Source organism: Winogradskyella eckloniae (assembly GCF_013249045.1).
Taxonomy (GTDB): domain Bacteria; phylum Bacteroidota; class Bacteroidia; order Flavobacteriales; family Flavobacteriaceae; genus Winogradskyella; species Winogradskyella eckloniae.
This window is the reverse complement of record NZ_JABRWP010000006.1, coordinates 171,785-197,353: the sequence shown is the minus strand read 5'-3', so window position 1 is coordinate 197,353 and position 25,569 is coordinate 171,785. Positions and strand designations below refer to the sequence as shown.

The 25,569-nt window shown below is 34.0% G+C and carries 16 protein-coding genes and 5 tRNA genes; 2 read left to right on the top strand and 19 right to left on the bottom strand.

Going from position 1 to position 25,569, the window contains the following annotated elements; translation table 11 throughout:
* Window positions 1-5,965 (bottom strand): DUF11 domain-containing protein (locus HNV08_RS12110; RefSeq protein WP_173281585.1); only part of this gene is annotated, 5,965 nt, incomplete at its 3' end.
* 682 nt (window positions 5,966-6,647) lie between these two features.
* Here HNV08_RS12110 and HNV08_RS12105 point away from each other — a divergent pair.
* Window positions 6,648-8,237 (top strand): peptide chain release factor 3, encoded by a 1,590-nt coding sequence (locus HNV08_RS12105; RefSeq protein WP_173281584.1) that lies wholly within the window; start codon window positions 6,648-6,650, stop codon window positions 8,235-8,237.
* Between the two features lie 140 nt (window positions 8,238-8,377).
* Window positions 8,378-8,608, top strand: a complete 231-nt coding sequence (locus tag HNV08_RS12100; protein WP_173281583.1) for a (4Fe-4S)-binding protein — start codon at window positions 8,378-8,380, stop codon at window positions 8,606-8,608.
* Between the two features lie 354 nt (window positions 8,609-8,962).
* On the opposite strand, the gene HNV08_RS12095 is transcribed toward HNV08_RS12100, so the two are convergent.
* The 18 genes from HNV08_RS12095 to HNV08_RS12010 all read right to left on the bottom strand — a co-directional run bounded on the left by HNV08_RS12095 (window position 8,963) and on the right by HNV08_RS12010 (window position 25,538).
* Entirely contained in the window at window positions 8,963-9,280 is a 318-nt protein-coding gene (locus HNV08_RS12095; RefSeq protein ID WP_173281582.1) for a DUF3467 domain-containing protein, read from the bottom strand.
* A 114-nt stretch (window positions 9,281-9,394) separates the two neighbouring features.
* Window positions 9,395-13,696 (bottom strand): DNA-directed RNA polymerase subunit beta', encoded by a 4,302-nt coding sequence (rpoC, locus tag HNV08_RS12090; protein WP_173281581.1) that lies wholly within the window; start codon window positions 13,694-13,696, stop codon window positions 9,395-9,397.
* Between the two features lie 73 nt (window positions 13,697-13,769).
* Window positions 13,770-17,582: a DNA-directed RNA polymerase subunit beta gene (rpoB, locus tag HNV08_RS12085; RefSeq protein ID WP_173281580.1), complete on the bottom strand. Its 3,813-nt coding sequence runs from the start codon at window positions 17,580-17,582 to the stop codon at window positions 13,770-13,772.
* A 121-nt stretch (window positions 17,583-17,703) separates the two neighbouring features.
* Window positions 17,704-18,078, bottom strand: coding sequence for a 50S ribosomal protein L7/L12 (gene rplL, locus HNV08_RS12080; RefSeq protein WP_173281579.1), 375 nt, complete (start codon window positions 18,076-18,078; stop codon window positions 17,704-17,706).
* 55 nt (window positions 18,079-18,133) lie between these two features.
* Window positions 18,134-18,655 (bottom strand): 50S ribosomal protein L10, encoded by a 522-nt coding sequence (gene rplJ, locus HNV08_RS12075; RefSeq protein WP_173281578.1) that lies wholly within the window; start codon window positions 18,653-18,655, stop codon window positions 18,134-18,136.
* A gap of 19 nt (window positions 18,656-18,674) precedes the next feature.
* Entirely contained in the window at window positions 18,675-19,364 is a 690-nt protein-coding gene (gene rplA / locus HNV08_RS12070; protein ID WP_173281577.1) for a 50S ribosomal protein L1, read from the bottom strand.
* An 11-nt stretch (window positions 19,365-19,375) separates the two neighbouring features.
* Entirely contained in the window at window positions 19,376-19,816 is a 441-nt protein-coding gene (rplK, locus tag HNV08_RS12065) for a 50S ribosomal protein L11 (RefSeq protein ID WP_173281576.1), read from the bottom strand.
* A 68-nt stretch (window positions 19,817-19,884) separates the two neighbouring features.
* Window positions 19,885-20,430 carry a transcription termination/antitermination protein NusG gene (nusG, locus tag HNV08_RS12060; protein ID WP_194242009.1) on the bottom strand — a complete coding sequence of 182 codons (546 nt, stop codon included), beginning with the start codon at window positions 20,428-20,430 and terminating at the stop codon, window positions 19,885-19,887.
* A 19-nt stretch (window positions 20,431-20,449) separates the two neighbouring features.
* On the bottom strand, window positions 20,450-20,644 hold the full coding sequence (gene secE / locus HNV08_RS12055; protein ID WP_173281575.1) for a preprotein translocase subunit SecE: 195 nt from the start codon (window positions 20,642-20,644) through the stop codon (window positions 20,450-20,452).
* Between the two features lie 46 nt (window positions 20,645-20,690).
* A tRNA-Trp gene (locus HNV08_RS12050) sits at window positions 20,691-20,763 on the bottom strand.
* Window positions 20,764-20,825: 62 nt separating this feature from the next.
* The gene (gene tuf, locus HNV08_RS12045) at window positions 20,826-22,013 is read right to left on the bottom strand and encodes an elongation factor Tu (RefSeq protein WP_173281574.1); all 1,188 of its coding nucleotides are present in this window, start codon (window positions 22,011-22,013) and stop codon (window positions 20,826-20,828) included.
* Window positions 22,014-22,085: 72 nt separating this feature from the next.
* Window positions 22,086-22,157: transfer RNA gene (locus HNV08_RS12040), tRNA-Thr, on the bottom strand.
* Window positions 22,158-22,225: 68 nt separating this feature from the next.
* A tRNA-Gly gene (locus HNV08_RS12035) sits at window positions 22,226-22,298 on the bottom strand.
* 128 nt (window positions 22,299-22,426) lie between these two features.
* Window positions 22,427-22,508: transfer RNA gene (locus tag HNV08_RS12030), tRNA-Tyr, on the bottom strand.
* A gap of 74 nt (window positions 22,509-22,582) precedes the next feature.
* Window positions 22,583-22,656 (bottom strand) — tRNA-Thr (locus tag HNV08_RS12025).
* A gap of 115 nt (window positions 22,657-22,771) precedes the next feature.
* Window positions 22,772-23,074, bottom strand: a complete 303-nt coding sequence (hpf, locus tag HNV08_RS12020; protein WP_173281573.1) for a ribosome hibernation-promoting factor, HPF/YfiA family — start codon at window positions 23,072-23,074, stop codon at window positions 22,772-22,774.
* Window positions 23,075-23,157: 83 nt separating this feature from the next.
* The gene (locus HNV08_RS12015) at window positions 23,158-24,048 is read right to left on the bottom strand and encodes a tyrosine-type recombinase/integrase (RefSeq protein WP_173281572.1); all 891 of its coding nucleotides are present in this window, start codon (window positions 24,046-24,048) and stop codon (window positions 23,158-23,160) included.
* Between the two features lie 113 nt (window positions 24,049-24,161).
* Complete coding sequence (locus HNV08_RS12010; RefSeq protein WP_173281571.1) at window positions 24,162-25,538, bottom strand: alpha-amylase; 1,377 nt, start codon at window positions 25,536-25,538, stop codon at window positions 24,162-24,164.
* Window positions 25,539-25,569 lie beyond the last annotated feature (31 nt).

Sequence of the window (25,569 nt, the reverse complement as noted above, 5' to 3'; positions counted from 1 at the left end):
TCGTTTGACGTACTACAAACGTCGCACTAGCTCCTGATGCTAAACTCGCTATTGGGTTCGTGCCTGAGATAAAGGTAACATCTGCATCTGTAACTTCTACATTGGTTAACGTGACGTTACCCGTGTTGGTTACTGTGATTGTGTAATCTATTGTATCTTCTAATAAACCAGGTAATCCAGCTGAAGTGACCGTTCCATTTGTTGTTTTAGTTACCGTCAGTTCTGGCGATTGCGTGATTTCGAATGGTGTAACGTCATTAGTCGTATCACCATCGTTATTATTTCCATTGACGCTATCAATATCATCAGTTTCTACCGTTTCTGGATCTGTAACTAAAGTACCATTACTTGTCGTTCCTGTATCAGAAACATCTACAATATCATCACTAGGATCTAGAGTATCACCGCCTGGTACTTCTGCTCTTACCGTTGCCGAATTTTCTACACCACCAGCATCAATATCAGCTTGTGTTATAACATAAGTACCGCTACATGTTGTACTAGCTCCTACCGCCAATGTTGTTGAAACACAAGTTACTGTGCCAACTAAAGGATCTGTTACAACTATATCTGATAATACTTCATCAGACGTGTTTGTTATTTCAAACTCATAGGTTATTTCATCATCTAATATCCCAGCAGCACCTAATGAGGTCACACCTGTGACACTTTTAATTAAACTAATACTACAATTAGCATCCGTTAACACAATCGGTTCCAGCGCAACTTCAGCACAATCAGTATTACCAACGTACCTAACGGCTACATTATATGATCCTGCTGTTAAACCAGTGAAATTTGGACTAGTTTGAAAAGGACCACCCAAGCCATTAACACTGTACTCTATTGCACCACCTCCATTATCAACAGCTACAACATTAATTGATCCAGTACTATCTAAACACGTCGGTTGAACAAACGAAGTTGCAGGACTTATAGTTGGTGGTGGCGTTAAAAATGCATTATCATACATGATGAAAACTTTTCCATCTCCTCCATCTTCAAAGTTTGGTCCAACATCAGCCGCACCTGTTTGAGTCACTCTAATACCATGTACATCAGTACCTGATGGTACCAAAGCAGTTAATGGGTAAATTGCTAAATGTATAATCTGAGTAAAATCAGTACTTATGCCTGTACTTATATAATTAGACGGGTCTGCAATTATAATATTTCCTATTGGGTTTAATGAATTATCTAAAGCTTGAATACTTAGTTCATTATTTCCGTCACGTTCAGAAATCACCACAAAACGATTAGACGCCGAAGCAATTGGTGTATTATAAATAAATTCATTAAAATCAGTAGGATCAATAGTGTCATCCATTGATAAATAATGTCTTAAATCATTTTCAAAATTAGCAGCTAACAACGCAGCATTATAAGCAGTGACACCATCATCAATTGTAGCAGTTGTAGACAACTGATCTCTAATGTATTGACTTGTACCAAGTGGGTTAGCATACTGATAGTTTACATTATTAGGCGCATAAATCTCTGTAAATGGATTTGAATGTCCCGAAACAGTAATAGAATTTAATACCGCTGGAAATCCTGCATGAGGACCACTTGAAATATTAAAACTTACTTCACTAGACAATAACGCCGAAGTAGGATTGTCCGCAGGAATAGTATCAGGACAAGCATCATCACTACATTCATATGGCGCAATAAGAACATCATTTACTGTTAATGTTCGAGATGGATCATCAGAATACGTTGCTGTCAATGAGATTTCACTACCATTTGCTGGTAATGTCACACCTACAAACGTATATGAAGGTGCAGTTAAACTCGATACAGGTACTGAACCAGTACCATCTCCAGATAAAACTAGATTACCAGTAGCTGGCGGGTTATTAAAGTAAACGGTTATGTCTGCAGTAAAAGTATCATCCGTCAGGATTAACGGAGTACCATTATCATTACATACTGACGCATTAGATGAATCAATATCACAAATATCTGGAACTTCCAACTCTATAGGATTCAATGCTTCTTCTACACAGCTTGGAGAATTTACATATCTTACAGCAACGGTATACGATCCAGGAGCTAAACCTGAAAAATTTGGACTTGATTGAAAAGGACCTGCTACACCATTGACACTATATTCCATAGCTCCTCCTCCATTATCAGTAGCATCAATTGAAATAGAACCTTGTAAGGTTGTACAATCTGGTTGAACACTAGATGTGGTTACATTAATAGTTGGAGGCAGCACTAAGAAACTAGGATCATAAATTATAAAGGCTTTACCATCACCACCATCGCCACCCGATGCTCCTGTTTGAGTAACTCTTATACCTTGAATATCAGTCCCTGAAGGTAATAATGCTGTTAATGGATAAATAGTAACAAAAACATTTTGATTAAAATCAGTACCAACATTTGTATCTATATAATTGGTTGCGTCAGCTACAATAATGTTTCCAATTGGATTTAAATTATTATCTAAAGCTTGAATACTTAATTCATTATTACCATTTCGCTCCGTAATTACAACGTATCTATTAGACGCTGCAGCAATAGGAGAATTATAAATATATTCATTAAAATCTGTAGGATCAATAGTATTATCCATAGACAAATAATGTCTTAAGTCATTTTCTGCGTTAGCCGCTAATAATGCTTCATTATAAATCTCCGTACCATCTGCAATAGTAGCCGTTGTCGTTAATTGATCTCTAATAAACTGGCTACCTGCTGCTGGATTAGCATATTGATAATTTAAGTTATTTGGTGCATAAATTGCGGTAAATGGGTTAGGTTGACCAGCTATTGTTATTGAATTTAATTCTGCTGGAAATCCAGAGTTGATTCCACTATCAATATCAAATGTTACATCGCCTGCAACAATTGCTGCTGTTGGGTTATCAGATGGAATCACATCGATACAAGCACTACAACCAGAAGAATCAGTATTATCTGTCATAGCTACATTTGTACCCAATAAGTAATTAACTCCAGACTCTGTAACTAAACCAGTGTTTACATCTACTGTCGCTGGATCAGAAACTCCAAATTGACCTCCATCACCACCATCAGCGTTATTATCCTCATATACTTCGTTAGCATCAGAACACCCATCACCATCACTATCTGTATTTTGGAAATCATAACTTCCGTCATTTAATGTATCTATAGGTGTATTTGATTCTGCAGTGTCATCAGCACCATTACTATCTGAATCGTTAAAAACGTCATCATCACTATCTAAATCACCATCATTATCCGTATCTAAATTACCTATACCCGCTTCATCAATATCGTATATACCATCATTATCTGAATCTAAATCTAAATTATCATTTACGCCATCACCATCTGTATCTATACAAGGCACAACAACTGCAATATTTAAATCTGAACGCGCATTTCCGAAATCCATTATTACAGTTAAATCTGTGATTTCATAAACCTGAATAGTCCAACCCTGTGAATTACTCGAAGCTGGCCCAAAAGTTATTGAGCCTACAACATTAGACATAACATTTAAGCCATTTAAAGGGTCATTTACCACAAAAACAGCTCCTGTAGAAGACATTGTCCATTGATCAACACCATCAAAATTAACGCCCGTATTTGTTGCCGGAGAAACAATAAAACTTGATGCATTTGACGTACTTAAACTCATCGTATTACCATTATCTCTAAGCGCCACATTACCGTTATTATCTGTTTCAGCAACATCAACAGTTCCTGTTGTACTCTGCATAATCGTTGTATTCGATACAGTATAACTTTGTACTGTACTAGACAAGCCAACAAACTGCATAGGAGAATAATTTTGACACTCCACTGTATCTAAAATACCATCATTATCATCGTCTAGGTCACAAATATCACTTATATTATCTCCATCGTTATCTGAATTTCCTGAAATCGTGGCATCACATATATCTTCATAACAAATACTTTGAGTAAAATCTCCATCCGTTACAGCTGCAGTAGTTCCAAGACTATAATCTACTCCCGTTTCAGTAACTAAACCATTCGAACTATCTACCGTTGAAGGGTCACCTGTTCCAAACTGACCTCCATCTCCTCCATCTGCGTTATCATCACTATAGGCTTCATTAGCATCAGAACACCCATCACCATCACTATCTGTATTTTGGAAATCATAACTTCCGTCATTTAATGTATCTATAGGTGCATTTGATTCTGCAGTATCATTTGCTCCATTTCCATCGCCATCTCCAAGACCACCTGTATCGCCAGAATCAATATAACCGTTGCCATTTGTATCTAAAGCGCCATTACCGGCTTCATCAATATCATAAATACCATCGTTATCTGAATCTAAATCAAAAATATCATTAACACCATCATTATCTGTATCAATACCAACACAATATTCTAATTCGTAAAACTGCATAGTTACATTACCAGCATTTCCATTTTGTTTCCCTACAGTAATTTTAATTTCTCTTACAGGTTCAGCTATAGATATACCTACAGCATTATTAGGTGCATTTGCGCCTCCCGCAACACTTACAACACTTTGACCCGTAACTGTAGCATTAGCACCTAAACCTAAATTATTATTTATAGTCACAGCAACATTTTCAAATCCATTTGAAGCCGCGAAATCTGCTCTATCCGCATTATCAAGGCCTCCAAACTTAAAATTCACATTATAAACTGGTTCTGAAAATGTATATGTATAAATGGCAACATCGCCATTAGGAAAATCCGTATTATTTGGCTGAGTATTTACAACTTGTCCATCTGGGCCTACAGGATAATTTTGATTAGACACACCACTAGACCAAGTTGCCGAACCTTTTAACTCATACGTAAATAGCACATCTACACCTGCATATGGAAATAAATTACTAACCGACTCAGGAACATCCGCTGTACCTGTATTATCAGAAAAAGTCTGATCTAAAGCCACTGGTCCCGAAGAACAATCTAATTCATTTATATCTAAAATTCCATCATTATCATCATCTTCATCACAAGCATCTGGATAAGCGTCTCCATCATTATTATCGTTGTCATCACCTTCCGGACAAATATCAGTAGCATTAGGTTCACCATCACCATCATCATCTGGCTGTGTAATTATAAACACTTTACCATCACCATGATCTGATGTTGATGCTGTTAATTGAATACTAGTAATTGTAGACCCTACTGGCGCTAAATCATCCAAACGAAATAATGCTATACCAATAGTACCTCCATTATTTATTACCCTATCACATAACCAATAATCAGATGGAATACCCGATGTAGGGTTAACCGTAGGAGAATTTACTGTACCAACGGTACCCAGATCACTACCATTAACACCTGTACCACCATGTCCCCATTGTGTATCATCCTGATTGACAAATGTTTCACCAAGTGAAACAACTGTACCACCATCTGTTAAAGTCCCAAAAACTTCAACATGAAGACAATTATTAGCATTTCGTTCTGTAATTGCAATTATACCATTATCTGTAGTCTTTATTCCTGGTGAATAACTCAAAGTTTGTCGTTGTGCGACTGTAGTCTCTTCATTTGGAGTCCCATCAGCAGCATTATAATTTTCACAAATAGCTTCACCATTACCATTCGCCTCAAAATAGTGATTCAAATTTAAATCTTGAAAAGCTGCCAATGCCCAATTATCCCAATTAGGATCAGAACTATCAGTATTTACTCCTCCATTAAATCTAATATTATTAGCACCATGGCCGTTAGGACCAAGTTGTGTTAATTGATAAGAGCTTGGAATTCCTAAGTTGAAATCATTATAAACTAACCCATCCACCGTTATACTTAGAATGGTCGCTGGATCAGAATTACTAGGCTGATTTGCTTCTACCCATTGAAAAGATACACCAGATTGAATACTAGGTGCATTAGCTGAATTTTCTTGTGCAACAATAAGTAAAAAAGGAAACAAGATTAACCCTAAAGACAAATAGAGTGATCTTACATTTGAGAATCGAGTAGAGATTTTCATAAATATATATAGTTGATGTATGGTTCAATTGTTTGTAAAGCCGAATTCAAAAATTTCAAAGCAATACATTCGACAAAATTTTTAACTAACATTTTTATTATTAGGTATTTTCAATATCAATATCAAAACCTATTAAATTATAAGACACATTAGGATGTCTTAAAGTCACTAGCACTTAGAAAAATCATATAAATTGTGAAGAGATTTGCTATCAATCAACTTCAAAAAATCAATCCCTTAATTTTATAAATGTAAATTTAAAACATTTTTGTTTATAAACAAGATTTTATCCTTTGATTAAATTAGGAGAAACACCATTATTTCACTGAAAAACTATAAATAAAAATTAAATATACTCCTATTATTTAATAACTAATTAAACTTAACGTTAACTTTAACGTTGTATTATTATACCTACAAAAATTAGAATAATTCAATAGAATTTACCATCGTATTTTTCTTGATTTTTTTCTTAAAATAAATCAAATTTATTTGCTAAAATAAATAGATAAAAAAAACTCAACAAAACATAAAATTTATAGTTCTAAAAGAAATTTTTCAATTAAACAACATACCAAATACTATTTTTACCATGACCTATCTTTAATCCCAAAACCTTTTGAATTCTTATTTTTATTGAACTTATAAATGATATATTTGCATTCCTTTTTCAATTAATATTATGAGTTTTTTAAAAGAAATAAACAGACGTCGAACATTTGGCATAATCTCGCATCCAGATGCAGGTAAAACAACCCTTACCGAAAAACTATTATTATTTGGAGGTGCGATACAAGAAGCAGGTGCCGTAAAAAGTAATAAAATCAAAAAAGGAGCCACAAGTGATTTTATGGAAATTGAACGCCAACGTGGTATTTCTGTTGCTACTTCTGTCTTGGCTTTTGAATATAATGGGATCAAAATCAATATTTTAGACACACCAGGTCACAAAGATTTTGCAGAAGACACCTTTAGAACACTTACTGCTGTAGATAGCGTTATTGTTGTTATAGATGTTGCGAAAGGTGTAGAAGAGCAGACAGAAAAACTTGTTGAAGTCTGTAGAATGCGTAATATACCTATGATAGTATTCATTAATAAAATGGATAGAGAAGGTAAAGATGCTTTTGATTTATTAGATGAAATTGAACAAAAATTAGGTCTTAAAGTAGTACCATTAAGTTTCCCTATTGGTATGGGATATGATTTTAAAGGTATTTATAATATATGGGAGAAAAATATTAATTTATTTTCTGGAGATAGCAGAAAAGATATAGAAGAAACCATCGAAATCTCAGATTTATCATCTTCAGAATTAGATAAATTAGTTGGAGAAAAAGCAGCTAAAACATTACGTGAAGAAATAGAATTAGTAGAAGGAATCTACCCACAATTTAACACAGAAAATTATCTTAACGGCACGCAACAACCCGTATTTTTTGGTTCTGCATTAAATAATTTTGGCGTAAGAGAATTACTTGATTGTTTTGTGGATATAGCGCCAAAACCAAGACCAAAACACAGTGAAGAACGATTGGTTGCGCCAGACGAAAAAAAGTTTAGTGGTTTTGTATTTAAAATTCATGCCAATATGGATCCCAATCACAGAAACAGATTGGCCTTTATTAAAATTGTTTCAGGAGAATTTAAACGTAACACACCATATCTTCATGTAAGACATAACAAAAAATTAAAATTCTCAAGTCCAAATGCGTTCTTTGCTGAGAAAAAAGAAATTGTAGATATTTCTTATCCTGGTGATATTGTAGGTTTACAAGATACAGGTAGTTTTAAAATTGGAGACACCCTAACTGAAGGTGAAATACTAAATTACAAAGGCGTTCCTAGTTTTTCGCCCGAACATTTTAGATATATAAATAATGCTGACCCTATGAAATCTAAACAGTTATATAAGGGTATCGATCAATTAATGGATGAAGGTGTAGCGCAATTATTTACTTTAGATTTTAACGGTAGAAAGGTCATAGGTACCGTTGGAGCACTACAATACGAGGTAATTCAGTACCGATTAGAGCACGAATATGGCGCGAAATGTACCTACGAAAACCTGAATGTACATAAAGCTTGTTGGATTCAGACAGAAAACGAAAAGAGTGAAGAATTTCAAGATTTCATTAGGGTAAAACAACGTTATTTAGCACGAGATAAACGCAATCAGCTCGTCTTTTTAGCGGATTCACAATTTTCTCTTCAAATGTCGCAACAAAAATATCCTAGTATTACCTTTCATATGACATCCGAATTTGAATAAATACGCTATGTATTTCATCGAAAAAGTAAAAATTTTACATCACTTTACCGATATAAATGGTATTTTGTCTGTAATTTAATAACTTTTTGTTATCATTTTATACTTTCAAATAAGATTAACCCCAAACTAATCTACTTATTATGGAAATAAACGAAAACGTTTTCAGCAATGCTGAAATTACCGTTACCTACAAACCGCGATGCTGTTCAAATGCAGAATTATGCGCAAGACAACTTTCAAATGTATTTAGAAGCTCTGTAATACCTTGGATTGATTTAGAAGGAGCGCAAACAGAAGCCATTATTAATCAAATAAAAAAATGTCCATCTGGTGCTTTACAATATCAATTGAAGCAGAAAGATGTTGCGTAAAAAACAAATTAGAATTAAACAAAAAACCTCTAAATATCATATTTAGAGGTTTTTTGTTTAAATAAACTAAGAAAAATAACAAAATTGAATTTTAAGACATGTTTAAGAGACCCTTAACAAGGAGGTGTATAAGTTTGTCAAAAAATTAAATAAACGCATTAAACACATATTAAAATCACTTATTTTTAATAACTAAAATCTATTGTGGTTAAATTTTGAATAATCAAAAACAATTGTTTGAAAATTTTAAATATAGTAGAATAGCGTCATAATTTTAAGCCTCAACTTTCGTCTTACCCTGTTTATATACTTAGTTGATAATATCCAAATACCAATGTCTATTGTAGAATTCAATTAAGCTTGACCTGTTGGTCCAAAATTTAATGGTATTGGTGGTTGCTCATAATCTTTTATTTCGCCATGCGCCTTTTCAAAACGAGTTACATTATCTGCTAAAGCTTTTAATAAACGCTTTGCATGTTGCGGTGTTAAAATAATTCTAGATTTTACTTTACTTTTCGGAGTTCCTGGCATAATACTAACAAAGTCTACTACAAATTCAGATACTGAATGGTTAATTATTGCTAAGTTAGAATATGTTCCTTCCGCTATCTTTTCGTCTAATTCTATATTGATTTGCCCTTTTTTCGGACTATTTTTTTCGTCTGCCATTTTATTGTTTTTTAATTTCTTTTTAATCGAATTAAGATTTATGTAATTAAAAAAGCCTTCAAGTGTATACACAAGAAGGCTTTTTAAATTTTATTATTTTAAAGAAAATTAGAATTAATTAAAATTCATTTCTTCTTTAGCCTTCATCATTTCATTGAATTCTTGCTTAGAACCAACAATGATGTTTTCGTACTCTCTAACACCTGTACCTGCTGGTATTCTATGACCAACAATTACATTTTCCTTAAGACCTTCTAAAGCATCTACTTTACCATTTACAGCGGCTTCGTTTAATACTTTTGTAGTTTCTTGGAATGATGCTGCCGATATAAACGACTTAGTCTGTAATGAAGCTCTAGTAATCCCTTGTAAAATAGGAGTTGCTGTCGCAGGACTAGCATCTCTTGCAGTTACTAAGTTTTTATCTTCTCTTCTTAAGCTAGAGTTTTCATCTCTTAATTCTCTAACCGTTACAATTTGACCCGATTTTAAATTCTGAGAATCTCCAGCATCTTCTACCACTTTCATTCCAAAAATCTTATCATTTTCTTCAATGAAATCTGATTTATGAACTAATTGATTTTCTAAGAAAATAGTATCACCAGAATCAATAATTCTAACTTTACGCATCATTTGTCTTACAACAACTTCGAAATGCTTATCATTAATTTTTACCCCTTGTAAACGATAAACTTCTTGTACTTCGTTTACTAAGTATTGTTGTACCGCTGAAGGGCCTTTTATATTAAGGATATCATTTGGTGTTATCGAACCATCAGACAATGGCATACCAGCTTTTACATAATCATTCTCTTGTACAAGAATCTGATTAGACAATTTCACTAAGTATTTTCTAACATCACCTTGTTTAGATTCAATAATAATTTCACGATTACCACGCTTAATTTTACCGAAAGACACAACACCATCAATAGCACTAACAACAGCAGGATTAGAAGGGTTACGTGCTTCAAATAACTCCGTTACACGAGGTAAACCACCTGTAATATCACCAGCCTTAGCCGATTTACGAGGGATTTTCACTAAAATCTTACCGATTTCAATTTTATCGCCATCATCAATCATAATGTGTGCACCTACAGGTAAGTTGTAAGAACGTATAGTCTCACCTTTAGAATCTTCAATTAATAATGTTGGTATTAACTTCTTATTTCTAGATTCTGAAATTACCTTTTCTTGGAATCCTGTTTGTTCATCAATTTCAACTTGATATGTAACACCTTGTTCAATGTTTTCATATTTTACTTTACCAGCAAATTCTGAAATAATTACACCGTTATAAGGATCCCATTGTGATACCACATCACCTTTCTTAAGCTTGTCTCCAGGCTTAATAAAGATATGCGAACCATACTGAATATTATTAGTACTTAAAACAATTCCTGTTTTAGCATCTAATAATTTCAATTCTGATGTTCTAGATATAACAACATCTACATCATTACCTTCAGTATCTTTTGATTTAACAGTTTTAAGATCTTCAATTTCGGCAATACCATCAAACTTAACAGTTAATTTGTTATCCTCAGAAATGTTACCCGCAATACCACCTACGTGGAATGTACGTAGTGTTAACTGAGTTCCTGGTTCTCCAATAGACTGAGCAGCAACAACTCCTACAGCTTCACCTCGTTGAACCATTTTACCAGTTGCAAGATTACGACCATAACATTTAACACATATACCTTTCTTAGCTTCACAAGATAATGGTGAACGCACTTCAATAGACTCTAATGGAGAATTACCAATTTTCTTAGCAATTATATCATCGATATGACCTCCTGCTTCAACTAATAATTCTTCAGTTAATGGATCATACACATCATTAAGTGATGTTCTACCAACGATTCTAGCTTCTAAGCTCTCAACAATCTCTTCATTTTTCTTAAGTGCCGCTACTTCAATACCTCTTAATGTTCCACAGTCTTCTTCGTATACAATAACATCTTGCGAAACATCTACTAAACGACGTGTTAAGTAACCAGCATCAGCAGTTTTAAGAGCCGTATCTGCAAGACCTTTACGTGCACCGTGAGTAGAAATAAAGTATTCTAAAATTGAAAGTCCTTCTTTAAAGTTTGAAAGAATTGGATTTTCAATAATTTCGCCTCCACCTGCGTTAGATTTTTTAGGCTTTGCCATTAATCCACGCATACCTGTTAACTGACGAATTTGCTCTTTAGATCCACGAGCTCCAGAGTCTAACATCATAAATACTGAGTTAAATCCTTGCTGATCCTCACGGATACGCTTCATAGATAATTCTGTCAATTCTGCATTGGTAGATGTCCATATATCAATAACTTGATTATAACGTTCGTTATTAGTAATAAGACCCATATTATAGTTACCCATAATACCATCTACTTGCTTATTAGCAGCATCGATCATAGCATGCTTTTCTTGAGGTATAATAATATCACCTAAACTAAATGATAATCCACCTTGGAATGCAAACTTATAACCTTGTGTTTTTATTTCATCTAAGAAATCAGCCGTTTCTGGTACACTTGTCTTTTTAAGGATACCATGGATAATTTCTCTTAAAGACTTTTTAGTTAATACCTCATTGATATAACCTGCAGCTGCTGGCACTTTTTCGTTAAAAAGTACACGACCAACAGTAGTCTCTATAATTTGTTTTGTTAATTCACCTTCTTCATTAAAATCGTAGGTTCTAACTTTAATACCTGCATTTAAGTCTACACGCTTTTCATTGTAAGCAATTGTAACCTCTTGAGGCGAGTAAAACGTTAAACCTTCTCCTTTAATAGGCACTTCTGGTGTAGATTTACGAAGCTTAGTCATATAATATAAACCAAGTACCATATCCTGAGAAGGTACCGTCACTGGAGATCCATTAGCTGGATTTAAAATATTATGTGAAGCCAACATTAATAATTGACATTCTAAGATTGCTTCTGGTCCTAATGGTAAATGCACAGCCATCTGGTCACCATCGAAATCGGCATTAAATGCAGTACACACTAATGGGTGTAACTGAATAGCTTTACCTTCAATAAGTTTTGGTTGGAATGCTTGTATACCAAGTCTGTGTAACGTAGGAGCACGGTTTAAAAGAACTGGATGTCCTTTTAATACATTCTCTAAGATATCCCAAACTACAGGCTCTTTTCTATCTATAATTTTCTTTGCAGATTTTACCGTTTTTACAATACCTCTTTCAATTAATTTTCTAATGATAAAAGGCTTATAAAGTTCGGCTGCCATACCTTTTGGCAATCCACATTCAAATAATTTTAATTCTGGTCCTACAACAATTACAGAACGTGCAGAATAATCAACACGCTTACCAAGTAAGTTTTGACGGAAACGTCCTTGCTTACCTTTAAGTGAATCTGATAATGATTTTAATGGTCTATTAGAATCTGTTTTTACTGCTGAAGATTTACGCGTGTTATCAAATAAAGAATCTACTGACTCTTGTAACATACGTTTTTCATTTCGTAAAATTACTTCTGGTGCTTTTATCTCAACCAAACGCTTAAGACGGTTGTTACGGATAATTACACGACGGTATAAATCATTTAAATCTGAAGTTGCAAAACGACCACCATCTAATGGTACTAACGGTCTTAATTCTGGTGGAATTACAGGTACAGCCTTCATGATCATCCATTCTGGTCTGTTCTCTCTGTTTTCATTAGAATCTCTAAACGCTTCTACAACTTGTAGACGTTTTAATGCTTCTGTCTTACGTTGCTTCGATGTTTCATTATTCGCTTTATGTCTTAAATCATAAGATAATTGATCTAAGTCAATTCTTGCTAATAAATCAATTAAACACTCAGCACCCATCTTAGCAATGAACTTATTAGGGTCTGTATCGTCTAAATATTGGTTTTCTTGAGGAATAGTTTCTAGAATATTTAAATATTCTTCTTCAGTTAAGAAATCCATTTTTTGAATTGGCTCACCTTCTGCATTCATTGCAATACCTGGTTGAATAACCACGTAACGCTCATAATAGATAATCATATCTAATTTCTTAGATGGTAATCCAAGAAGGTAACCTATTTTATTTGGTAACGAACGGAAATACCAGATATGCGCTACTGGAACCACTAAATTAATGTGTCCTACTCTATCTCTACGTACCTTCTTTTCAGTTACTTCAACACCACAACGGTCACAAACAATTCCTTTGTAGCGTATTCTTTTATATTTACCACAAGCACATTCAAAATCCTTTACAGGACCAAAAATTCGCTCACAGAACAAACCATCTCTTTCTGGTTTGTGAGTTCGATAATTAATAGTTTCTGGCTTTAATACCTCACCTCGAGATGCTGCTAAAACAGACTCAGGTGATGCTAAACCAATAGAAATTTTATTAAATTTCTGTACTGTATTCTTATCTTGTTTTCTTGCCATGTTCTTTATAGTATTCAGTCTTCAGTCTTCAGTACACAGTGTTCATTGCATACTGACGACTGCCTACTATTTTTTATTCCTCTAATCTAATATCTAAACCTAAACCTTTCAATTCGTGCATAAGTACGTTGAATGATTCTGGTAATCCTGGTTCTGGCATTGGCTCTCCCTTAACGATTGCTTCGTAAGTTTTAGCTCTACCAATAACATCATCTGATTTTACAGTTAAGATCTCTCGTAAAGTACTTGATGCACCATATGCTTCAAGTGCCCAAACTTCCATTTCACCAAAACGTTGTCCACCAAATTGCGCTTTACCACCTAATGGTTGCTGCGTAATTAATGAGTATGGTCCAATAGAACGTGCGTGCATTTTATCATCAATCATGTGACCAAGTTTAATCATGTAAATCACACCAACTGTTGCTGGTTGATCAAAACGATCACCTGTTCCTCCATCATAGAGATATGTATGACCAAATCTTGGGATACCAGCTTCATCTGTATATGCATTAATTTGATCTAATGTTGCACCATCAAATATTGGTGTCGCGTATTTTTTACCTAAATCTTGACCAGCCCATCCTAAAACGGTTTCATAAATCTGACCAATATTCATACGAGAAGGTACACCAAGTGGATTTAATACAATATCAACTGGAGTTCCATCTTCTAAGAAAGGCATATCTTCTTGACGTACAATACGAGCAACAATACCTTTGTTACCGTGACGACCTGCCATTTTATCACCAACTTTTAGTTTACGCTTTTTAGCAATATAAACCTTAGCTAATTTAATGATACCTGCTGGTAACTCATCACCTACAGAAACTGTAAACTTTTCTCGTCTTAAAGACCCTTGAAGATCATTTTCCTTAATTTTATAATTATGGATTAAATCTGCAACAAGTTCATTTGTATGATCATCCGTTGTCCATTTTCCTGAAGTTAAATGCGTATAGTCATCTACTGCATTTAACATTTTTAAGGTATACTTTTTACCTTTTGGAATAATTTCTTCTCCTAAATCATTATAAATGCCCTGAGCTGTTTTTCCATTTACTATGTTGAATAATTTTTCAACAAGTATATTTTTAAGCTCATCAAATCTGTTATCATAAGCATTTTCTAATGCTTCGATATCTTCTTTGTCTTGTGCTCTCTTGCGCTTATCTTTTACAGCTCTAGCAAATAATTTTTTATTAATGACTACACCATTAAGAGATGGCGAAGCTTTTAAAGAAGCATCTTTTACATCTCCAGCTTTATCACCAAAGATTGCTCTTAGAAGTTTTTCTTCTGGCGTTGGATCTGATTCTCCTTTAGGCGTAATTTTACCAATTAAGATATCACCTGGTTTGATTTCCGCACCAATACGAATCATACCATTTTCATCTAAATCTTTTGTAGCTTCTTCAGAAACATTAGGAATGTCATTGGTTAATTCTTCATTACCTAATTTAGTATCTCTTACTTCTAATGAATACTCATCAATATGAATAGATGTAAATACATCTTCTCTAACCACCTTTTCAGAAATTACAATCGCATCCTCAAAGTTATACCCTTTCCATGGCATAAAGGCTACTTTCATATTTCTACCTAGTGCTAATTCACCGTTTTCGGTGGCATAACCTTGACATAGAACTTGCCCTTTAGAAACTTTATCACCTTTTTCTACAATTGGTTTAAGGTTAATTGAAGTTCCTTGGTTAGTTTTTCTAAATTTAACTAATGGATAAGTTTTAGTATCACTATCAAAACTAACCATTGCCTCTTCTTCAGTACGTTCGTATCTAATCGTTATTTTTTCAGCGTCAACATACTCTACAGTACCTGCGCCTTCAGCATTTATTAATACTCTTGAATCTGAAGCTACTTGACGTTCTAAACCTGTTCCTACAATCGGTGCTTCAGGTCTTAATAAAGGTACAGCCTGACGCATCATGTTAGATCCCATTAATGCACGGTTGGCATCATCATGTTCTAAGAACGGAATTAAAGAAGCAGATATCGATGTAATTTGGTTTGGAGCCACATCTGTATAATCTACTTGCGAAGGATCAATAACTGGGAAATCACCTTCTTGACGTGAAATAATTTTATCTTCTAAAATTTTTCCGTCATCATCAACTTTAATAGTTGCCTGAGCGATTAACATATTCTCTTCCTCTTCAGCACTTAAATATGTTGGAGCGTTTTTAATATCAACCACACCTTCTTCGACCTTACGGTATGGTGTTTCAATGAATCCCATTGAATTCACTTTTGCGAATACCGATAATGATGATATTAATCCAATATTAGGTCCCTCTGGTGTTTCAATAGGACATAAACGTCCATAATGCGTATAGTGAACATCTCGTACCTCGAAACCTGCTCTTTCTCTAGATAAACCACCTGGTCCTAAAGCTGATAAACGACGCTTATGCGTAATTTCTGCTAAAGGATTGGTTTGATCCATAAATTGAGATAACTGATTTGTTCCAAAGAACGAATTAATTACAGACGATAATGTCTTAGCATTAATTAAATCAATTGGTGTAAATACTTCGTTATCACGTACATTCATACGTTCACGAATAGTACGTGCCATACGTGCTAAACCAACACCAAATTGAGAAGATAACTGCTCACCTACAGTACGTACACGACGGTTAGATAAGTGATCAATATCATCAATCTCAGCTTTAGAGTTAATTAACTCAATTAAATATTTTATAATCGTTATGATATCTTCTTTGGTCAAAACTTGTTTGTCCATGCCGATATCTAACTGTAGTTTTTTGTTCATTCTGTAACGACCTACTTCTCCTAAAGAGTAACGTTGGTCAGAAAAGAATAATTTATCTATAATACCACGTGCTGTCTCCTCATCTGGCGGCTCAGCATTACGTAATTGACGATAAATATGCTCAACAGCTTCTTTTTCAGAATTTGTTGGATCTTTTTGTAATGTATTATGAATAATTGCGTAATCTCCTTGTTGCGAACTCTCTTTATGTAAAAGAACAGTTTTTACTTCTGCCTCAAGAATTTCTTCAATATTATCTTTATCTATTATTGTGTCACGGTCTAAAACAATTTCGTTACGCTCAATAGATACTACTTCTCCAGTATCTTCATCAACGAAATCTTCATGCCATGTATTAAGAACACGAGCCGCTAATTTACGACCAATGACCTTTTTTAATCCAGATTTTGAAACCTTTACTTCTTCAGCAAGGTCAAAAATTTCTAGTATATCTTTATCACGTTCAAAACCAATCGCTCTAAATAATGTTGTTACAGGTAGCTTTTTCTTTCTATCAATATAAGCATACATTACCTGATTGATATCCGTAGCAAATTCTATCCAAGACCCTTTAAAAGGAATAACTCTTGCAGAATATAATTTAGTTCCATTAGCATGGAAAGATTGGCTAAAGAATACACCTGGTGATCTATGTAATTGAGAAACTACAACACGTTCTGCACCATTGATACAAAACGTTCCACTTGGTGTCATATAAGGTATGGTACCTAAATATACATCCTGAACTATGGTTTCGAAATCTTCATGTTCTGGATCTGTACAATATAACTTCAATCTTGCTTTTAACGGTACACTATACGTTAATCCTCTTTCAATACATTCTTCTATAGAATATCTTGGTGGATCAATAAAGTAATCTAAAAATTCTAATACGAATTGATTACGTGTATCTGTTATTGGGAAGTTCTCCATGAAGGTGTTATATAAACCTTCAGTACCTCTTTCTTCTGACTTTGTTTCTAATTGGAAAAAATCCTGGAAGGATTTAATTTGGATATCCAAAAAGTCTGGGTAATCTGTTCTATTTACAATAGAAGAGAAATTAATTCTTTCAGCCTTTTTTGCTAACATTGATGAACGAGATTTTATTAAATAAAAACTAAAAAATGTATATAACGTTTATATACACAAAATGGTTTAGGTCTTAGAGCACTACTCTAGACCTAAACCTTGTAATGTAAATGAGATAAGCTTACTTAAGCTCAACTTCAGCGCCAGCCTCTTCTAACTGAGATTTTAATGCCTCAGCTTCGTCTTTAGCTACACCTTCTTTGATAGCACTTGGTGCATCGTCAACTAAACCTTTAGCTTCTTTTAAACCTAAACCAGTTAATTCCTTAACTAACTTTACTACAGCTAATTTAGAAGCACCAGCCGCCTTTAAAATTACGTCAAATTCAGTTTGCTCTTCAGCAGCATCGCCACCACCAGCACCACCAGCAGCAACTGCTACAGCAGCAGCAGCAGGCTCAATACCGTACTCATCTTTTAATATAGTTGCTAATTCGTTAACTTCTTTTACTGTTAAATTAACTAATTGTTCTGCGAAATCTTTTAAATCTGCCATTTTTCTATTGTTTAATAATGTGTGTTATAATTTAATTTTCTTTTGTGTAATGTGTTTATCCTTCTCTTTCAGATAATGTTTTTACGATACCTGCAATGGTTCCACCACTTGATTTAAGCGCTGAGATAACATTCTTAGCAGGAGATTGTAACAATGTTACAATTTCACCAATAAGTTCTTCTCTCGACTTAATATCTACTAAGGCATCTAATAAATCATCGCCAATGTAAATAGACTCCTCAATAAAAGCTCCTTTTAATAAAGGCTTTTCAGATTTTTTACGGAATTCTTTTATTACTTTAGCTGGAGCATTTCCTGTTTCAGAATACATTACTGACGTATTCCCTTTTAAAGTTGAAGGTAAATCACCGAAATCCTTATCCGATGCATTCATTGCTTTCTCTAAAAGTGTATTCTTTACAACAGCTAACTTTATGTTAGACTTGAAACATGCTCTTCTTAAATTTGAAGTTGTTGCTGCATCTAATCCAGAAATATCCGTTAAATAGATATTTGTATTATCTGCTAATTGAGCAGTCAACTCTTCAATTACTTGGGATTTTTCTTCTCTTGTCATAATGTTCTAAGTTTAACTACTATCCTATTTTTGTATCAACTGCTATACTTGGACTCATTGTACTAGACATATAAATGCTCTTTACGTAAGTTCCTTTAGAGGCAGTTGGCTTTAATTTAATTATTGTAGACAACAATTCTTTAGCATTTCCAATAATTTTATCCGTACTAAATGACGCCTTACCTATTGGTGCATGAATTATACCTGTTTTATCTACTTTAAAATCTATTTTACCAGCTTTAACTTCAGATACTGCTTTCGCTACATCCATTGTTACTGTTCCCGTCTTAGGGTTTGGCATAAGACCTCTTGGTCCTAAAACTCTACCTAATGGTCCTAACTTACCCATAATGCTTGGCATTGTAACGATAACGTCAACATCTGTCCAACCATCTTTAATTTTTTGTAAGTACTCATCTAATCCAACATAATCAGCGCCTGCTTCTTTAGCTTCGTCTTCTTTATCTGGAGTAACAAGTGCTAGCACCTTCATATCTTTACCAGTACCATGTGGTAATGAAACTACACCACGAACCATTTGATTCGCTTTACGAGGATCAACTCCTAATCTGATCGCTAAATCAACTGAAGCATCAAACTTTGTATATGTAATTTCTTTTAGTAATGCTGAAGCTTCTTCTAAAGAATAGACTTTGTTTTTATCTACCTTCGCTTGTGCTTCCTTTTTTTTCTTTGTTAATCTTGCCATTTCTAAAAAATTTAGTTTGGAGCTTCTCCTCCTTTAACAGTGATACCCATTGATCTTGCTGTACCGGCAACCATTTTCATAGCTGATTCGATCTCAAAAGCATTTAAATCAACCATTTTATCTTCTGCAATTGCCTTAACTTGATCCCAAGTTACTTTTGCTACTTTACGTCGGTTTGGTTCTCCTGATCCTTTCTTTAATTTGGCCGCTTCTAATAATTGTACTGCTGCTGGTGGTGTCTTGATTACAAATTCAAATGATTTATCTTTGTAAACAGAGATCACAACAGGTAATACTTTACCTGCTTTATCTTGAGTTCTAGCATTAAATTGCTTACAGAACTCCATGATATTAACTCCAGCGGCACCTAAAGCGGGTCCTACCGGTGGCGATGGATTCGCAGCACCTCCCCGAACTTGTAGCTTAACTACTTTGTCTATTTCTTTTGCCATTTCTTAATGTTTATTACGCCTATCTATTTTTGGAAGCATAGATATTACGCTCTTTATTGTAACAATTATTAAACTTTCTCTACTTGCATATAGCTTAATTCTAATGGCGTTTTTCTTCCAAAAATCTTTACCATTACTTCTAGCTTACGCTTTTCTTCATTTATTTTTTCAATAGTTCCATCAAACCCGTTGAATGGTCCATCAATAACTTTAACAGTTTCACCTTTAGTATAAGGAATTGCAACGTTAGCATCAGCTTCAACAGATAATTCATCTACTTTACCTAACATCCTATTTACTTCAGACTGTCTTAATGGCACAGGATCACCTCCTTTAGTCTCACCTAAAAAACCAATAACGTTTGTAATTGACTTTATAATATGAGGTATTTCACCACTTAAATTGGCTTGCACCATAATATAACCTGGAAAATACACTTTCTCTTTTTGTATTTTCTTACCGTTACGAATTTGAATAACCTTTTCAGTTGGTACCAATACTTGATCAACAAAATCACCTAACCCTAATCTAGAAATTTCATTTTCTATATAGGTTTTGATTTTATTTTCTTGGCCACTTACTGCTCTAACAACATACCATTTTTTTTCAGACATCTTCTTAATTGTATATTTGTTAGTGAATCATTTCAAAATAAGCCTTAACTGCTTTACTAAAAACAGTATCAACTCCCCAAATAGCTAATGAAAAAATAATTGAAAAAACAGCTACAATCACTGTCAGTTTTTGAGCTTCAGGCCAAGGTGTCCAAGACACATTGTTTTTCAACTCTTCAAACGATTCTTTTATATATGTTATTAATCCTGCCATTTGATTTATTTTATTTTTAAGATCTCTATTTGATCTATATAAGTTGCACGGGTTGAGAGACTCGAACTCCCGACACCTGGTTTTGGAGACCAGTGCTCTACCAACTGAGCTAAACCCGTAAACAATAATCAAGGCATCCCGAAATATCAGGACACCTTAATTAATTATTTTACTATTTTGTTTAGTCTAAAATTTCAGTAACCTGACCAGCACCAACTGTTCTACCACCTTCACGGATAGCGAAACGTAAACCTACGTTCATTGCAATTGTGTTAATCAACTCAACAGTAATTGTTAAGTTATCACCTGGCATTACCATTTCAACACCATCAGGAAGTGCAATATTTCCTGTTACGTCAGTTGTACGTACGTAGAACTGAGGACGGTAGTTATTATGGAATGGTGTATGACGTCCACCTTCTTCTTTTTTAAGGATATAAACCTCTGCTTTAAATTTAGAGTGAGGTGTTACAGAACCTGGTTTTGTAATTACCATACCTCTAGAAATTTGAGTTTTCTCAATACCTCTTAATAAGATACCAGCATTATCACCAGCTTCACCTCTATCTAATATTTGACGGAACATTTCGATACCAGTAATAGTAGATGTTAATTTCTCAGCACCCATACCAATAATCTCAACAGGATCTCCTGTGTTAGCAACACCAGTTTCAATACGACCAGTTGCTACTGTACCACGACCTGTAATCGAAAACACATCTTCAATAGGCATTAAGAAAGGCTTATCCATATCACGAACAGGCTCCTCAATCCACTCATCAACTTGCTTCATTAACTCCATTACAGTATCAACCCACTTTTGCTCACCGTTAAGTGCACCTAAAGCAGAACCTGCTACTACAGGACCATTATCACCATCATATTCATAGAATGATAATAAATCTCTGATTTCCATTTCTACTAATTCTAATAACTCTTCATCATCAACCATATCCACTTTATTCATGAATACAACGATACGAGGAATACCTACCTGACGACCAAGTAAGATATGCTCACGAGTTTGTGGCATAGGACCATCTGTTGCAGCAACAACTAATATAGCACCATCCATTTGAGCAGCACCAGTAACCATGTTCTTTACGTAATCCGCGTGACCTGGACAGTCAACGTGAGCGTAATGACGATTAGCAGTTGCATATTCTACGTGAGAAGTATTAATAGTTATACCTCTTTCTTTTTCTTCTGGTGCGTTATCAATTTGATCAAATGATCTTGCCTCAGATAAACCTGCATCAGCTAATACTTTAGTAATAGCAGCAGTTAAAGTTGTTTTACCGTGATCTACGTGTCCAATAGTACCAATGTTTAAGTGTGGTTTTGAACGATCGAAAGTTGCCTTTGCCATGTTTAATTTATTTTATTCTTAATTTAATATTAGTGTTCAATTGTTTAATTCTAATTTGCACTTAGAAAAAAGAGCCAATGACGAGATTTGAACTCGTGACCTCTTCCTTACCAAGGAAACGCTCTACCCCTGAGCTACACCGGCTTTTCACTTACGATAGCCGATTTTCGAATTACGATATAAAAGTCTAAATCTTAACTCGTAAATTTTAGAGCGAGAGACCGGGTTCGAACCGGCGACATTCAGCTTGGAAGGCTGACGCTCTACCAACTGAGCTACTCTCGCATTTATCAGAATTATTACATTCTGAATGGTAATCAACATTTCAATTTACTCATAGATTTAAAAAAATCTATTCTTCTATTTTAAATGGTTTTGCAAAAGTACACTTTTTTAACCATAAAATAAAATTGTGGGGAGAGCAGGATTCGAACCTGCGAAGACATAGTCAGCAGATTTACAGTCTGCCCTCGTTGGCCGCTTGAGTATCTCCCCAAAAATTAAATTCAAAATTTCAATTTACAAATCGTTTAATTCTTTTTCAAGCTAAAAAATTAAACTTTTTTTAGAGCCGATGGAGGGACTCGAACCCACGACCTGCTGATTACAAATCAGCTGCTCTAGCCAGCTGAGCTACATCGGCTTTTTCTTACTTTTTTTACGCCAAAATTAGACTTAAAAAAAGTCCGCTATTTCTAACGGACTGCAAATGTAAGACTTTATTTAATTATTCAAAACATTTTTTAAAAAAATTTTATCTAACTATGTGCTCTTAGTTTTTCTTTTCTCTTTTTTATTTGCCTTCCTAAGGATGCAATAGCAGCGTCTGCCCCTTCTTCAAACGATTTACATTGTTTCTTAACCACGAAACTATCGCCTGGTACACTGACTTTTACTTCAAAAATTTTATTTTCTTTATCACTTGTATTCTCCACTTTTAAATAGACATCTGATTGAATAATTTTATCATAATACATATCTAATTTATCCATTTTTTTTTGAATAAAATCTATTAACGAACTATCTGCCGTAAAATTAACGGATTGGGTGTTTACTTTCATATATCTTAATTTAAATTAAACATCTATAATAACTACAAATTATCTTTTCTATATTTTTTGATCTTAAGACATTCAAACCCAACTTATTTTTGATTTCGCGGATGTGAATTTGAATGCACTTTTTTTAAATCTGTTATACTACTATGTGTATATACTTGTGTGGATGCTAAACTGGCATGCCCTAGTAGTTCTTTAACCGTATTTAAATCTGCCCCTTGGTTTAACAAGTGCGTTGCAAACGAATGTCTTAATACATGAGGGCTACATTTTGATTTCGTAGATGCTTCACTAAAATACTTATTTATTATTCTGTAAACAAGTTTTTCGTAAATTTTAAGACCATCTTTAGTTAAAAATAACATCTCATCATCTATAACGACAGGTAAGTTATTTCGATATTCTATATATCTATTATATGATATGCGCAGTGATTCTATTAACGGAATATATCTTTCTTTATTTCGTTTTCCCAACACTTTTATTAAACCATTACTTCTATCAATATCACTTATTTTTAACTTTACAAGTTCTATTCTTCTAATACCTGTGGCATAAAACAATTCTATTATAAAATGGTTTCTGGCAGTTTCAAAATCAACAACCTTAATTGTACTTTCTAAAACGGTTAGTAATTCTTTTTCTGAAAACGGTAATTGCACTTTTTTACCAACCTTTAATGCCTTATGTTGTTTTAACGGATTTAACTTTATTTCTTCCGTCTTTAATAAAAATTTAAAGTAACTATTTAAAGAAGATATTTTTCTATTTATTGATCTGTTGGTTATGTTTTGATCTACCAATGCAATTATCCACTGCCTGATTTCAAAATAATTTACCTTTGATACATCATTGGTATACTGTTGTTGCACTAAAAACTTTTGAAAATTTTCGATATCTCTTGTGTATGCTAGTACAGTATGCTCTGAATATTTTTTTTCTAATAATAAATAATCTGAAAATGCTTGAATGCTCATCTAATTTGTTTACCAAAACTTAAATATAGCCATTAGTTATCATAAATATAAAGTTATGTTCAAAAAAAAATCCTACTTTAAAAAGTAGGATTTAGTCTCATTTTACATAAAAATTACTTTACAGACCAAACAGAGTAACTCTTAGGTGGTGCCTGAATTTTCACCCATTTACCAGATTGAGTTGTAGGCTCCCAATTAGAATGCCCTGTGTAATCCTTAATTTTGGTGCTAGACCAATTGGTTTCTATCCATCTTTCTTGCCATGAGTTAGAATTATTAATGTATACTACCAAACCAGAATTATTATAACCATTTCGTTTAGCGATATATTCATCTGTGTCTACATGCAATATTTGAGTAGATCCGCCAGCTAAATTATTGTGTATCCATATTAAATTATTAAGACGTTCTTTATTTAACCACTCTTCATAATCTTTGTAAAAAATAGTAGGATAACCTTCATGTGTTAATATATATGCATAAGCCAAAATTTTATTATTAATTATTTCATCTGTATCATGATTGGTAACAAATGTCACTGCTCTAGATGCATTTTGCTTCCATAACATATCATCATTTAAGGCATTTAAATTATTACCCATAAATGCATCTTTCATCTTATAATAACAGGCAAAATCAAAAGCACTAGCCTCAGCAGAGCTCGTCCAAGAATTTAATAACGATACATTACTATCCCATAATTCACCCACAGAAAACCCACCTACTTCGTCTTTCCATGCTTTTACTACCCATGGATCAAATCCTTTAACATAGTCAAAACGCCAGCCATCAAAGCCTATGACATCTCTGTAATATTTAGCCACACTATTTGAGTTTTTCCATAACCAATCTTGCACATAAGTTTGGTTATGTGATAAATCTGGAAAACCGCCAAATGCACCACTATCATTATTTTGAATATTGTTTGGATGAAAATCAGTTGCTGATCTGTAGAATAATCCTGACATAGGATTAAAATCCGTCCAGGTATTTCCACCAGCATACGGATTTGACTCACTAGCTCCTCCACTATTATGGTTTATCACAATATCTGCAATAACACTAAGGCCATTTTGATGTGCCGTGTTTATCATATTTATTAACTCTGTTCTAGAGCCAAAACGTGTTTCAACACTACCCATTTGATTGTATTCTCCAAAATCATAATAATCAAAAGGATCATAACCCATTGAAAATGGACCATTCTGCGCTTTTGAAGCTGGCGGCACCCAGATGGCATCGATTCCGGCAGTACTCCAAGCCGCTACTTTTGAGTTTACGGTATTCCACCACGTTCCTCCTGCAGGAACATCCCAATAAAAAGCTTGCATCATAACACCTGTTCCTATTGGTTTTAATCCGTTTTTTGCAGTAGCAACAGTGACTTTAGTTGGCTGAATTGATTCGTTTTCTGTAGTAATTTCATCTTGACTACAATGAAAACAACATAGGACTAAGCACGCTAATCCAAAAAGTTTAAAATATTTCATAGTTATTAATTTAGTTGTTCTTAAAACTAAT